Origin of the sequence: Pseudomonas sp. SLBN-26, from assembly GCF_006715895.1 — a bacterium.
GTDB classification, from domain to species: domain Bacteria; phylum Pseudomonadota; class Gammaproteobacteria; order Pseudomonadales; family Pseudomonadaceae; genus Metapseudomonas; species Metapseudomonas otitidis.
In genome coordinates, this window is sequence record NZ_VFOB01000001.1 from 2,684,128 (window position 1) to 2,697,502 (window position 13,375).

Genomic DNA, 13,375 nt, shown 5'->3' on the forward strand with positions numbered 1-13,375 from the left:
TAGGAGCCCAGGGAGTCTTGCCATGTTCAGATTCAATACATCAGCAAAGAAAATCTACGCAGAACTGCTCAAGACGCTTGAGCAGTCGGAGGACAGTCTCTCTGCGATTGATCGCGCAACCGGGATGATCGAGTTCCGACCTGATGGCACCGTGATAACGGCAAACTCCAACATCCTCGAGCTTTTCCACTATTCACTCGATGAAGTCGTAGGCAAACACCACCGCATGTTCTGTTCGCCCACGCTGGTCCGCTCTCCAGAGTACGAACAACTGTGGACGACTCTGCGCAGCGGACAGTTGGTCAAAGGTGTCTTCCAACGCCAGGACAGCCAAGGCCGAAGTGTCTGGCTGGAGGCTTGCTACAGCCCGGTTTTCAGTAACGGCAAATTGACCCGCATCCTCAAGCTCGCCTACGACATCACGACGCGAATCGAACACGATGCTGATGTGCACTCACGGCTGAAGGCGCTCAACCGCTCCACCGCCATTGTGGAGTTCACGCCCCAGGGCCAGGTGATCGATGCCAATCAGAAGTTCCTGCTCACCATGGGTTATTCGCTGCAGGAAGTGCGCGGCAAAAGCCACAGCATGTTCTGCGAGTCGAACTACGTGCACAGTCCCGAGTACAGCGACCTGTGGTCGCAACTCAACCAGGGGCAGTTTCTGTCAGGGCAGTACAAACGCCTGCGCAAGAACGGTTCGAGCGTGTGGCTGGAGGCCACCTACAACCCTGTGTTCAACGCTCAGGGAGAGTTGGTGAAGGTGGTGAAGTTCGCCGCCGACATCACCGAGCGGGTGGAGAAGTACGAGCAGGACTCGCGCAGCGCCAGCTCCGCTTATCACATCTCGGTGGAGACCGAGCGGGTGGCCGAGAACGGCTCGGAGATCATCCACAGTGCGGCGCGGGAGATGCGAGGCATCGCCGAGGATGTGAACGCCTCCACCACCATCGTCGAGCAACTGGGCTCCCGCTCGGAGCGCATCACTGCCATCGTCAACACCATCCGCAGCATTGCCGACCAGACCAACCTGCTGGCGCTGAACGCTGCCATCGAAGCCGCCAGGGCTGGCGACCAGGGCCGGGGCTTTGCCGTGGTAGCCGATGAGGTGCGGCAGTTGGCCGGGCGCACCAGCAGCGCCACGACGGAGATCGCCGAGATGATCGGGATGATCCTCTCCGAGACACGCCAGGCGGTGGAAAGCATGAAGAACACGCACCTGCGGGCAGAAGCCGGCATGGCACTGGCCGACCAGGCGGGAACCGTGATCGAACAGATCCGCCAAGGCACCAACGATGCGGTACGGGCCGTCAGCATGTTCGCCAGCTTGATGGATGAATCGGAGGTGAAGACCGGCACCTGGCACACCGGTCGCTGAACCTCTGCAAGCTTGGATCCGCGCCGGGGATGACGCGACAAAACGTTACGGTATAACATTTGCGACCCCTGACCCCGGCACGGAGACATGAGCGGTTCCGTGCAGCCCCTCCCCGCCCTGTCGACCGGCCTTGCGGCCGCGTCGGGCTGGCTGCCGTCCCGCTCACCTGCCGGGGCGCCCTCCCGACCCGGTTGCAAGGACACACGATGAAGAACGAGCTTGCCCCCCTGGCCATGCTGGCCGCCCTGGCAGGTGGCGCCGAAGCGGCGCCCGCTGGCGAATCCACCCTGACCCTCGGCGAAGTCCGGGTGGACTCCTCCTCCGGGCGCCCCCTGCAGACCGGTAGCAGCGTGCTGACCTCGGTGGACGTGCTGGGCGCCGACAAGGTGGAGGAAAAGAACGTGATGAACAGCTGGGAGCTGCTGGGGCAGATGCCCGGCATCCAGCTGACCGAGACCCGCCAGGGCGCCGAGTCGGGCAAGGCCACCTTCCGCGCCTTCAACGGCGAGGGCTACATCAACGGCATCAAGACCCTGATCGACGGCGTGCCGAGCAACGTCAACAGCGGCAACCAGCGCTTCATCGACATGGTCTTCCCCCTCGACATCGACTACATCGAGGTGGTGCGCGGCACCAACGACCCGCGCTACGGCCTGCACAACATCGGCGGCAACATCAACTTCGTCACCCGCCAGGGCGGCAACTACAGCGACGGCCGGCTGACCTACGGCAGCTTCAACACCCGCGAACTGCAGGTGGCCGTGGGCCGCGAGTCGGGCAACTTCGCGCAGAACTACTTCTTCGCCAAGCAGGACTCCGACGGCTTCCGCGACCACGACAGATCGGACAAGTACTCCCTCGGCGCCAAGTGGTTCTTCACCGACGACGAGGGCCTGCTCAAGGTCGGCCTGGTGACCCGCCTCTACCACCACGAGGCCGACGAGCCGGGCTTCCTCACCCGCCAGGAACTCAAGGCCAGCCGCACCGACTCCGCCGCGAAGAACGCCAACGACGGCGACGACCGCGACATGAAGCAGCTGGCGCTGCACCTGGACTGGCAACTGCGCGACGACCTGAGCCTGAGCAACACGCTCTACCACAACCGCTACGAAGACGACCGCAAGGTCACCTTCACCTCCTACGCCGTGGGCAACGCACCGCGCCAGCGCCGCCAGTGGGACGAACGCCAGACCGGCCTGCTGAGCAACCTCACCTGGGCGAGCACCGACTGGCTGACCCTGGACGGCGGCATCAACCTCGAACACCAGGACAACGAGTACCGTCGTTACCGCTACAGCTACAGCGTGCCGACGAACTTCGACGCCCCGCCGGCGCGCATCCAGAACGACGACGCCTACACCCTGGATAACTTCGGCACCTACGTGCAGGCGGTGATCCAGCCCACCGAGCAGTTGAAGATCATCCCGGCGTACCGCCTGGACCGCTTCTCCGGCGAGACCGAGCTGCCCGGCGGCATCAAGGCCGACCTGCAGGACTACGGCTGGATCCGCCAGCCCAAGCTGAGCGTGGTCTATAGCCTCACGCCGGACCTGAACGTCTACGCCAACTGGGGCCGCACCTTCCAGATCCTCACCGGCTCCCGCGAGCCGGCCTACCTCACCGCCGGGCAGAAGGCCTTCAAGCCCTCCATCAACACCGGCAAGGAAGTCGGCGTGCGGTTCAACCCGGCCAACGGCACCGAAACGCGCATCGCCCTGTGGCAGCAGGACGCCACCGACGAAGTGGCCAACATGCCCAGCACCGGCACCACCGTCGGCCTCGGCAAGACCCGCCGGCGCGGCGTCGACCTGCAGCTGACCGCCGAACTCGACGAGCACTGGAGCCTCTGGGCCTCCCACTCGATCCAGGAGGCCAAGGTGGTCAGCGCCTTCACCGCCGGCGGCCAGTCCCTGGCGGGCAAGGAGGTGCTCTCCACCCCGCGCCACATCTCCAACCTGGGGGCGGACTACCGGCTCAACGACGACTGGCGCTTCGGCCTGCAGGCCCGCGCCCAGGGCGACTACTACATCGACGAGCTGAACCGGCAGGGCAAGTACGGCGGCTACGCGCTGCTGGACGCCAGCGTGAACTACCGGCTGAGTCCCACCACCAGCCTGGACCTGCAGGTGAAGAACCTCACCGACCGCCAGTACGAATACGTCTGGTACGACAACTTCTTCTGGGGCGGTGCTGACCAGCCGATGTTCTCCCCCGCACCGGGGCGCACCGCCTACCTGTCGCTGAACCTGAAGCTGTAGCCCCAGGCGGGCGTGGCAGCCGCCCTGCCTCGCCCGCGAACCCCGTCCCACCGGGCGCAAGCCGTCCTCGACAGCCCGCCCGGCGCGGCCGTAGCATCCGGCCTTTCCCACGAAACCACGGACCGGATCATGGAAAAGACCGACCTGGGCGGCATGCGCTTTCTCATCCACGGCTTCCTCAGCCCCGACGAATGCCAGGGCCACATCCACGCCAGCGAAGCCCTGGGCTACGAAGAAGCCGCCATCCAGACCCGCGACGGCGGCCAGGCGATGAACAAGGCCATTCGCAACAACGACCGCATCCTCTTCGACGACCCGGCCCTGGCCCAGCGCCTGCTGGAACGGGCCCGCCCCTGGCTGCCCGACTGCCTGGACAACGAGTGGCAACTGGTGGGCCTGAACGAACGCTTCCGCTTCTACCGCTACACCCCGGAGCAGTACTTCAAATGGCACCGGGACGGCGCCTTCCAGCGCAGCCCCAGCGAGATCAGCCAGCTGACCCTGCTCATCTACCTCAACGACAACTACCAGGGCGGCGCCACCCAACTGCGCGACGAAGCCGACATCCGCCCCGAGACCGGCATGGCCCTGGTCTTCCCCCACCGCGTGATGCACCAGGGCTCGCCGATAACGGCCGGGGTGAAGTACGTGCTGCGCACGGATGTGATGTACCGGCGGATAGAAGCTGGGGCTACCCCGACAGGAGGGGCATGACCATGCACCTGCTTTACCCATGCGCACCTGATAACCCGCGCGTCCCGGACGAGACGTTCGCCGAGGAGTTCGCAGCGGCCACAGCGGCCGGCCTCGCCTGTTCGCTGTTCTCCTGCGAAGAGCTGGAGCTGCAACGCTTCAAGCCGACGCCCGCCCTGGGTGAAGGCGCTCGCGTTCTGTACCGGGGCTGGATGCTGACGCCGGACACCTACCGCTATCTGACCGACGCCATCGCCAGCCAGGGCGCCATTGCAGTGACCGACCCCGCGCAGTATCGGCATTGCCACCACCTGCCCGAGTGGTACCCGCACTGCCGGGACCTGACCCCCGCCACCCTGGTGCTGCCCCGCGAGGCCGACTTCGCCGCCGCACTGGCCGACACCGGCTGGACCGCCTGCTTCGTCAAGGACTACGTGAAATCGCTGACCACCCAACGCGGCTCGGTGGCCCGCAACGCCGATGAAGTGATCGAGATCCTCACGCTCATCGAACGCTACCGGGGCGCCCTGGAAGGCGGCGTGTGCCTGAGGGAGTTCGAACCGCTGAAGCCGGACACGGAGGAGCGTTACTTCGTCCTCGACGGCCGCGCGTTCGGGCGCAACGGCGAGGTCCCGGCACTGGTTCATGAAGTCGCCCGGCGAGTGCCCTGCCCCTTCTTCTCGGTCGACCTGGTGGCCTCCGAAATCGGCGCCCTGCGCCTGGTCGAGCTGGGCGACGGGCAGGTTTCCGACCGCAAGCAATGGCCGGCTGATCGCTTCGTGGCGATGTTGCAGTCAGCGCGGGGTTGAGCGGAAACCGGCCCTACCGATTCGCCAGGAAAATCGCCAGCGCGGCAAAACGCTTTCGGGCTTCCCAGGCGAATACCCGATTGGCCAGCGGATCAAGCAGCCACCCTAGCCAGCGCGGGCGCAGCTTCAGGCTGAAGCTGTAGATCAGCTCGGAGCGCCCACCGTCGAGATCGCGATGACGCATCGACGCCGCCCACGACTCGAACAACCCGGTTGGCTCCACCAGCATGGCGGCTGCAACCTTGCCCGGCTGGTAGTTCACGAAGCGGGTACGCATTGCCAGCAGGCGCTTCCAGCCCTTGCCCCGGTTGAAGGACACCGCGCCGATGGAGGGGTGGCTGTCGCCTGTCTCCATATGCGCGACGGCCAGCAAGGTGTCCCACTGCAACCGCACGCGGTGGTTATGGAAGGCCTCGAAGGTAGCGTCGGCGGAGGCCGGCATGACCAGGATGAAACGGTGGGTGCTCATGGAGCGCGACCTTGAGTATTCACAGAAGACGCCACGTAGATCGGCAAGCATCGAGCAATCGATTGGCTAAGCATCCCAACGCTAACCCCACCTGGCTTTGCAATTGCCCGCCACGGCGGTCGATTCCGACACAGCCCGCGCAGAGCCCCGGTCTTTTCAAGCGCCCCAGCGCTTGGTCATGTTCTTCTTCCACGGCATGTAGCGGACCTCGACGGTGTAGTTGGGTCCCGCCTCCGGCGAAGGATAGAAGGGCAAGTCGTGAGGCTTGAGCGCCGCGCAGCGTTGTTCGAGGCGCTGGCGGAGCGCTTCATCGGGATGAAACGCGTAGGGTTGGTTTGGGTGGGGCCCCAGCGTGACTCGGCACGTCTGCCGCTGGCCTTCCGCGTCCGGAGTGATGAGGAAGAATGCACGCCCGACGGAGTCGATCGCCTCATCCTTGAACACCGTGTGCCACAGGTAGTTGTCCTGCGCGAAGCGCTCGGTGTAGCGCATTTGTGCTTTGAGCTGATCGAGCGAAACGCTCGGGAAGATCATGGGGGCATGGATGGGGGTCGGCCCATCGTCCTTGCGAAGCAGCGAGAGAGGAATCGGAGGCAGGATCATATCCCAGCACATCGCAGAGAGCTGCTTTTCCAGCCTGGGGTTGAATGGAGGCGATTCCGCTCTCGCCTTCGAAAGCGGCCTGGCTTGGCAACTGACAAGTGCACCTCGCGGCTCAACATGCAGCACCAACTCGATACTTCCCACCAGCATCCCATCTGCAGCAGCCAACCCGAGCTTGCGCAGGCTGTCCTTCATTTGCCTGACGTAGGCCTGTTCCTCGGTCTCAACGGGTGGGACAGGTGCCAAGTACGTGCACGCCGAAAGGCCGCACATGGCAACGGTGCTCATTAACATTTTCCGCATGGGAGTCTTCCTGATTACAAAGAGCGTCCAGAACGGCGCCATCCGAGGCCATTGCCTCGCCCGTGACGTATCGGACAGTGGGAGTTACCGTCCTCCAGCGCAGCGGCCAGAGGATGCAGGACGAGGGATCACGCCCTGACCACAAGGGTCTTCGCTGCATGGTCGCCAAGGCGCTGGCGTCGCTGCCCGAAGATGAAGATCACGTCGAAAATGCCCAGCAGGCCAACCACCCCCCGCAGGCAGGATTTGTGCAATTCGCAGGGCGCGCCGGTCTCGCTGTCGACGACGCGGATCTTCAGCAGGCGCTTACCGATGCCCTGCCCGTTGAACCCGTCCTTGGCCAGCAGATAGCCGAACAGCAGCAGCATGCCGGCCTTGCCGACGGTGTCCTGGATGCCGCTGTGGTGAGCGGTCAGGAACTCGATGGCGGTACTGATCACGGCCAGCACCAGCAAGGCCAGCCAGAAGTCGAGCTGCGATGCCACCAGCCTCGCCCAGAGCGGGGCGAGTTGCAGGTCGAGCGGTTCATGTCGAACCGCACTGGATGCTGGGGCTTGTCGCGGCACGGCACGCTCGCCCGGGGTCGATTCCCGCTCAGCAAGCACACCGCGAATGACCCGCTCGGCCACCTCGGTCAAACCGCCCTGCTCGAGCAGATCGACCAGGACCTCCGTCCGTCTTCCGCTGTAGGTTTCTCGCAAGCGCGCTTCGGTTGCATCCATTTCCGACTTCCTTGTGATCGATAGGGTGGCGAATTCTGTGTTGCCGCCACTTCAGCCGTCAATCACCGCAAAAAGAGCGGATATCGCCACAATCGACCTTGCCATACGCGACCAATTACCACTCACCCTTGCACTCTCCATCGGCCTCGATAAAGTAGCGCGGCGGCGAAATGACATCACCGCAAGAACCTTCACTCAGGAACGAGTAATCCATGACCAAGATCATGATGTGCACGGCGGCGCTGGCAGTTGCGCTGCTCTCCGGTTGCGCTTCGGTACCGATGGAATCCCCCGAAAAAGACGCAGCCCTCAAGGCCTTCCCGAACCCGCCGCAGGACCAGTCCGCGGTCTACATCTTCCGCGACACGTCCCTGGGCGCTGCGCTGAAGAAGACCGTGAAGATCGACGACAAGGTGATCGGGGAAACCGCACCCAATACCTATTTCTACCGCCTCATCACCCCGGGCGCGCACGTGCTGTCGACCGAGTCCGAGTTCGGTGACAACACCCTCAACCTGAACGCCCAGCCCGGCAAGAACCACTACGTACGCCAGTCCATCCGGATCGGTGTGTTCGCCGGTGGCGCCACCCTGAGCGAAATCTCCGAGTCCGAAGGCAAGAAGGCCGTGGCCGACACCAAGCTGGCCCGCTGAAAACCCCGTGGATGGGGTCGGCAATCGACTCCATCCACAGCCTGCTCGCACACCCCGCCCCCTCGTCGTTGCCCCCCTTTCTCCAAGCTGCTACAAGCCTTCATCCCCATTTGAAAGACGAATACCCCCATGGACCACAGTGACAGATCGAATAACCGCCTGTTCGAGCTGGACCTGCTGCGGGCGCTGGTGGCGGTGGCCGATTGCGGCAGTTTCACCAGTGCCGCCGGGCGCCTCAGCTCCACGCAGTCGACGGTGAGCCAGAAGGTCCGGCGGCTGGAGGAGCTGGCCGGGCACCGGTTGCTGGAGCGCGGTAACCGCGATGTGCTGCCCACCGATGCCGGGGAGACGCTGCTGGCCTATGCCCGGCGCATGCTGGCGTTGAACGATGAACTGCACGAGGCGCTGGCGGGTGCACGGGTGTCGCTGACGGTGCGCATCGGCGTGCCGGATGACTTCGCCGCCGGCAGCACCACCCGCCACCTGGCGGTGTTCAACCACCACTTCCCCCAGGCCAAGCTGGAGGTCACCAGCGGGCTGAGCCGCGACCTGGCCGCCAGCTATGACCGTGGCGAGCTGGACCTGGTGCTGATCAAGCAGCGCCGCAACAGCCGCGACGCCATCGCCCGCTGGCCGGAGAAGACCCGCTGGGTGGACAGCACGCGCACCCCGGCTGCCAACCTGGACCCGCTGCCCATCGTCACCTTCCCCCCGCGCGGGCTGTACCGCGACGAGATGATCAGCGCCCTGGAAGCCGCCGGCCGGCGCTGGCGCATCAGCTTCACCAGCTCCAGCCTGAGCGGCATCCAGGCTGCCATCGCCGATGGCATGGGCGTCGGCCTGCTGCCAGCACGGGCGGTGACGGCCGACCACGCGGTGCTGCCGAAGAAGATGGGGCTGCAGCCGCTGGACCTGTTCGAAGTGGCACTGCTGCACCGCCCCAGCGCCGGGCCGGTGATCAAGGCGCTGGCCGAGTCCCTGTGCCGCCTGCTGGACGAGGAGCGCCAGCGCTGAGGTCGCGTATCGCATTCAATAACCGAATGTGACCCATCCCGATATTTAATTTGTGGATGCGAAGACAGCTGGATATCGTGGATTCCGCCCCGCGCACCTGCGACCCGTCCGGTTGCGGCTGCGCCCACGCGACGCCAGCGTCGGCCTCCTGGCCACTGGCGGGGCGCCGAATACCCACAGGAGACTTTTCGTGTCCAAGAAGCCTTTCTATTTCGCCCCCCACGGCGGTCACCCGGCCCAGACCGAGCTGCTGACCGACCGTGCGATGTTCACCGAAGCCTACGCCGTGATCCCCAAAGGGGTGATGCGTGACATCGTCACCAGCCACCTGCCCTTCTGGGACGACATGCGCATGTGGGTCATCGCCCGCCCGCTGTCCGGTTTCGCCGAGACCTTCTCCCAGTACATCGTCGAGCTGGCGCCCAACGGCGGCAGCGACAAGCCCGAACTGGACCCGAACGCCGAGGCGGTGCTGTTCATCGTCGAAGGCGAGCTGACCCTGACCCTGCAGGGCCAGGTACACAACATGCAGCCGGGCGGCTATGCGTTCATTCCGCCGGGCGCCGACTACAAGGTGCGCAACACCTCCGGCCAGCACACCCGCTTCCACTGGATCCGCAAGCACTACCAGCGCGTTGACGGCGTGCCGCTGCCGGAAGCCTTCGTCACCAACGAGCAGGACATCGAGCCGAAGGTGATGCCGGACACCGAAGGCCGCTGGAGCACCACCCGCTTCGTGGACATCAGCGACATGCGCCACGACATGCACGTGAACATCGTCAACTTCGAGCCGGGCGGCGTGATCCCCTTCGCCGAGACCCATGTGATGGAACACGGCCTCTACGTGCTGGAAGGCAAGGCGGTGTACCGCCTGAACCAGGACTGGGTCGAGGTGGAAGCCGGCGACTTCATGTGGCTGCGCGCTTTCTGCCCGCAGGCCTGCTACTCCGGTGGCCCGGGTCGCTTCCGCTACCTGCTGTACAAGGACGTGAACCGCCACATGCGCCTGACCCTCAACCAGGCCCATTGATCCAAACGACGGGAGCCCAGCGCTCCCGTCGTCGTTTCTACGGTGCCGCAAAGGCTTCGTAGCCTGGGCTTCAGCCCAGGGATGCTTCGATGGACTCCGGTCCCGGGCTGAAGCCCGGGCTACGGTTGCTGCTGAACCTCGGAGCGGCGGCAGTTCGCGAGCAGAGTTCGCTCCTGCAAGGCTCGGATGGCCTGATCTCCCATCGTCGTTTCTGCGGTGCCGCAAAGGCTTCGTAGCCTGGGCTTCAGCCCAGGGAGTGCTTCGATGGACTCCGGTCCCGGGCTGAAGCCGGGCTACGGTTGCTGCCGAAACTCGGAGCGGCAGCGGTTCGCGGGCAGAGCTCGCTCCTGCAAGGCTTGGATGGCCTGATCTCCCGTCGTCGTTTCTGCGGGGCCGCAAAGGCTTCGTAGCCTGGGCTTCAGCCCAGGGATGCGGGGTCGATCCCGGCCCCGGGCTGAAGCCCGGGCTACGGTTGCTGCTGAACCTCGGAACGGCAGCGGTTCACGAGCAGAGCTCGCTCCTGCAAGGCTCGGATGGCCTGATCTCCCCTCGTCGTTTCTGCGGTGCCGCAAAGGCTTCGTAGCCTGGGCTTCAGCCCAGGGATGTCTCGGTGGACTCCGGTCCTGGGCTGAAGCCCGGGCTACGTTGCCCCTCGCCTACCGCTTCACATGCGCTGCGAACCCCTCCTCCCCTGGTGCGACGTCGGGCTTGAGGGTCAGCGCGGGGATCTCGTAGTCCCCCGCGTTCTGCTTGCGGTAGGCGATGGGTTCGGTGCGCCACAGGTCGTCCAGGCGCTGCCCCAGTTCCTGCTGGATGCGAGCGAAGCGTGCCGCGTCGATGCGGCTGGTGCGGTGTACGACGAAGGGTGGCAGCACGTCGAAGCCGGGGTAATGGAGGATGCCGTGGTGGATCGGGAACAGCAGGTCCTCCATCGGGCCGTTGATGCCGCGCGGGCTGTAGTGGGAATCCCAGCCACCGGTGGTGACCACCAGCATGGCCCGCTTGCCGGCCATGGAGCCTTCGCCGTAGCGATCCCCCCAGCGCGCATCCGAATGCTCGCCCACGCCGTAGGCGAATCCGTAGGCATACACGCGGTCGACCCATCCCTTGAGGATCGCCGGCAGGGTGAACCACCAGAGCGGGAACTGCAGGATGAGCGCATCCGCCCAGCGCAGCTTGTCCTGCTCGGCGGCGATGTCCGGGCTCTGCCGGCCGTTGGCGAAGGCATGCCGGGAATCCTGCGAGGCATCGAAGCGCGCACCGGGTTCGTGGTCCAGGTTGTCGGCGGCGTCGAGGGTCGGCTTCCAGCCCATGGCGTACAGGTCGGACACCTGCACCGCATGGCCGGCGGCCTGCAGGTGCCGGACGCTGAAGTCCTTCAGCGCGCCGTTGAGGGAGCGGGGTTCAGGGTGGGCATGGACGATCAGGATATTCATGGGGCACCTCACGGGACGGGAGGTACGCAGGATGGGAGCCCGGCAGATATATTGGAAATGAATAGCTGATATCCCAGGTATACGCATGAATAATCTCAGACGACTGGACCTCAACCTGCTGGTGACCCTCGACACGCTGTTGACCGAACACAACGTCACCCGCACCGCCGAGCGCCTGAACTTCTCCCAACCCTCGGTGAGCGTGCACCTGGCCAAGCTGCGGGAGATCTTCAACGACCCGCTGCTGCTGCCCGGCCCCCGCGGCATGCGCCCCACCGCTCGCGCCGAGGCCCTGCGCGAACCCTTGCGCCAGGCGCTGGAGGCCCTGGAGCGCGCCGTGGCCCCGGCCAGCCCGTTCGACCCTGCCCAGGCCCAAGGCACCTGGCGGGTGGCCGCCACCGACTACGGCGAGTCGGCCATCCTGCTGCCCGCCCTGCCCCGCTTGCGGGCCGCCCCAGGCATGCGCGTGGCGGTGGTGGAGATGGTGCCCTCGCGCATCGCCCGGCAGGCGGAGCATGGGGAAATCGAGCTGGCCTTCCACACCGTGGAGGGCTCGCCCACCAGCCTGCATCGCCGCACCCTGTTCGCCGAACGCTACGTGCTCGCTGGCCGCGCCGGGCATCCCGGCCTCAAGCGGCGGCCGACGCGGGAGCAGTTCTGCGCGCTGGACCAGGCGATCGTCTCGCCCGATGGCGGCGGCTTCAGCGGCCCCACCGACGAGGCCCTGGCGAGCCTGGGCCTGGAACGGAAGGTGGTGCTCTCGGTGCCGCACTTCCTGTTCCTCCGGGCCGTGCTGGAGAGCACCGACCTGGTGGCCATGCTTCCCGAGCGCCTGCTGAAGGGCAGCACGCTGCAGGTGGTCGACGCCCCCGTGGACGTGCCCGGCTACGAGATGGCCATGCTCTGGCACGAGCGCGTGCACCGCGACCCGGCCCACCAGTGGCTGCGGGAGCAGATCGTCAGCGCCCTGTGAGCCCGCCGCTCAGCCCGCGCAGCTCATCCACCCCCAGGCCATACCCAGGGCCGCCAGGTACAGGCCCAGGCCGAACACCAGGTGCGTGCGCAGGCTGCGCAGCCGCGCCTTGAGCGGTTCCGGGGTGCGGGAAGCGGCGATGCCGAGCCCGAAGGCCGGCTGCATCACCAGGAACGGCGCCGCCACGCTCAGCAGCCCGAACGCCAGCGCCGGCCACGGGCTTGGCCGGCACAGCCAGGCCGGCCCGGCAACCGCCACCAGCAACGCGGCGAAGCCGATGCCGATCAGGTAGTGGCAGGTCCAGCCCAGCACCCGTTCACCGCGCACCGGCGCGGCACGGCCGATGCCCGCATGGCGGAAGCGGCCACGGGGCATGTGCCCGACCCAGCGCCCCACCAGGGCGTAGTCCAGCCCGGCGCTGCCGGTCAGGCGGCGCAACAGCCAGCCCCACAGGTCCATCACCAGGGTCGCCCCCACGCCGATCCCCACCACCGCTACCACCGTCTCACCGTTCATGCTTAGCTCCTCCACTGTCACGGAACGCCCGTGGAATCAGGCTGCCAGTTCAAGTCGACTTGAGGTCAAGCATGAAAGAGATGGACATCGCCCAGGTGGCGAGAAATTCCGGCCTGCCGGCCTCGACGCTGCGCTACTACGAGGAAAAGGGGCTGATCCGCTCCATCGGCCGCGCCGGCATGAAGCGGGTGTTCAACGCCAACGTGCTGGAGCGCCTGGCGCTGATCGCCATGGGGCGGGCGGCGGGGTTCTCGCTGGACGACATCGGCGCCCTGCTCGGCAGCGCACGGCAACCGACCCTGGACCGCCAGCGCCTGGCGGAACAGGCCGACGCGCTGGACGCGACCATCCGCCAGCTGTCGGCGATCCGCGACAGCCTGCGCCACGCGGTGGACTGCCCGGCGGAGGATCACCTGGCCTGCCCCACCTTCCAGCGCCTGATGAAAGTGGCGGCCCGCGCCGCTACGCGGGAGCCGGCGCGGCGGGCGGGTACGAAACGCCGGCCCTGAGGCCGGCGC

Annotated in this window: 14 protein-coding genes; 9 read left to right on the forward strand and 5 right to left on the reverse strand. The window is 66.0% G+C overall.

The window, feature by feature from the left end; translation table 11 throughout:
• The first annotated feature begins 22 nt into the window (after window positions 1–22).
• The 4 genes from FBY21_RS12240 to FBY21_RS12255 all read left to right on the forward strand — a co-directional run bounded on the left by FBY21_RS12240 (window position 23) and on the right by FBY21_RS12255 (window position 5,138).
• Window positions 23–1,378 carry a methyl-accepting chemotaxis protein gene (locus FBY21_RS12240; RefSeq protein ID WP_142011285.1) on the forward strand — a complete coding sequence of 452 codons (1,356 nt, stop codon included), beginning with the start codon at window positions 23–25 and terminating at the stop codon, window positions 1,376–1,378.
• 206 nt (window positions 1,379–1,584) lie between these two features.
• Entirely contained in the window at window positions 1,585–3,636 is a 2,052-nt protein-coding gene (locus tag FBY21_RS12245; protein ID WP_142011288.1) for a TonB-dependent receptor, read from the forward strand.
• Between the two features lie 129 nt (window positions 3,637–3,765).
• Entirely contained in the window at window positions 3,766–4,350 is a 585-nt protein-coding gene (locus tag FBY21_RS12250) for a prolyl hydroxylase family protein (protein WP_142011290.1), read from the forward strand.
• Window positions 4,347–5,138 carry an ATP-grasp domain-containing protein gene (locus FBY21_RS12255; RefSeq protein WP_253543717.1) on the forward strand — a complete coding sequence of 264 codons (792 nt, stop codon included), beginning with the start codon at window positions 4,347–4,349 and terminating at the stop codon, window positions 5,136–5,138. Before FBY21_RS12250 ends, FBY21_RS12255 begins: the two co-directional genes overlap by 4 nt.
• Before the next feature lie 13 nt (window positions 5,139–5,151).
• Here FBY21_RS12255 and FBY21_RS12260 read toward each other — a convergent pair whose 3' ends face one another.
• From FBY21_RS12260 to FBY21_RS12270, 3 genes are all read right to left on the reverse strand, one after another.
• Window positions 5,152–5,607: a hypothetical protein gene (locus tag FBY21_RS12260; RefSeq protein WP_142011292.1), complete on the reverse strand. Its 456-nt coding sequence runs from the start codon at window positions 5,605–5,607 to the stop codon at window positions 5,152–5,154.
• A gap of 156 nt (window positions 5,608–5,763) precedes the next feature.
• Entirely contained in the window at window positions 5,764–6,498 is a 735-nt protein-coding gene (locus FBY21_RS12265) for a hypothetical protein (RefSeq protein ID WP_142011294.1), read from the reverse strand.
• Between the two features lie 143 nt (window positions 6,499–6,641).
• Complete coding sequence (locus FBY21_RS12270; protein ID WP_142011296.1) at window positions 6,642–7,235, reverse strand: RDD family protein; 594 nt, start codon at window positions 7,233–7,235, stop codon at window positions 6,642–6,644.
• 212 nt (window positions 7,236–7,447) lie between these two features.
• On the opposite strand from FBY21_RS12270, the gene FBY21_RS12275 reads away from it, so the two are divergent.
• From FBY21_RS12275 to FBY21_RS12285, 3 genes are all read left to right on the forward strand, one after another.
• Window positions 7,448–7,888, forward strand: a complete 441-nt coding sequence (locus FBY21_RS12275; RefSeq protein WP_142011298.1) for a DUF2846 domain-containing protein — start codon at window positions 7,448–7,450, stop codon at window positions 7,886–7,888.
• 129 nt (window positions 7,889–8,017) lie between these two features.
• Window positions 8,018–8,902 carry a LysR substrate-binding domain-containing protein gene (locus FBY21_RS12280; RefSeq protein ID WP_142011301.1) on the forward strand — a complete coding sequence of 295 codons (885 nt, stop codon included), beginning with the start codon at window positions 8,018–8,020 and terminating at the stop codon, window positions 8,900–8,902.
• A gap of 190 nt (window positions 8,903–9,092) precedes the next feature.
• Complete coding sequence (locus tag FBY21_RS12285) at window positions 9,093–9,932, forward strand: bifunctional allantoicase/(S)-ureidoglycine aminohydrolase (RefSeq protein WP_074969031.1); 840 nt, start codon at window positions 9,093–9,095, stop codon at window positions 9,930–9,932.
• 656 nt (window positions 9,933–10,588) lie between these two features.
• Here FBY21_RS12285 and FBY21_RS12290 read toward each other — a convergent pair.
• Window positions 10,589–11,368 carry an NAD(P)H-dependent oxidoreductase gene (locus tag FBY21_RS12290; protein ID WP_142011304.1) on the reverse strand — a complete coding sequence of 260 codons (780 nt, stop codon included), beginning with the start codon at window positions 11,366–11,368 and terminating at the stop codon, window positions 10,589–10,591.
• Window positions 11,369–11,453: 85 nt separating this feature from the next.
• Between FBY21_RS12290 and FBY21_RS12295 the strand changes: the two genes are divergently transcribed.
• A complete protein-coding gene (locus FBY21_RS12295; RefSeq protein WP_142011307.1) occupies window positions 11,454–12,341 on the forward strand; it encodes a LysR family transcriptional regulator in 888 nt (295 codons plus the stop codon).
• Window positions 12,342–12,350: 9 nt separating this feature from the next.
• On the opposite strand, the gene FBY21_RS12300 is transcribed toward FBY21_RS12295, so the two are convergent.
• Entirely contained in the window at window positions 12,351–12,857 is a 507-nt protein-coding gene (locus FBY21_RS12300) for a DUF2938 domain-containing protein (RefSeq protein ID WP_142011309.1), read from the reverse strand.
• A 71-nt stretch (window positions 12,858–12,928) separates the two neighbouring features.
• On the opposite strand from FBY21_RS12300, the gene FBY21_RS12305 reads away from it, so the two are divergent.
• Window positions 12,929–13,366: a helix-turn-helix domain-containing protein gene (locus FBY21_RS12305; protein ID WP_044407319.1), complete on the forward strand. Its 438-nt coding sequence runs from the start codon at window positions 12,929–12,931 to the stop codon at window positions 13,364–13,366.
• The last annotated feature ends 9 nt before the right edge of the window (window positions 13,367–13,375 follow it).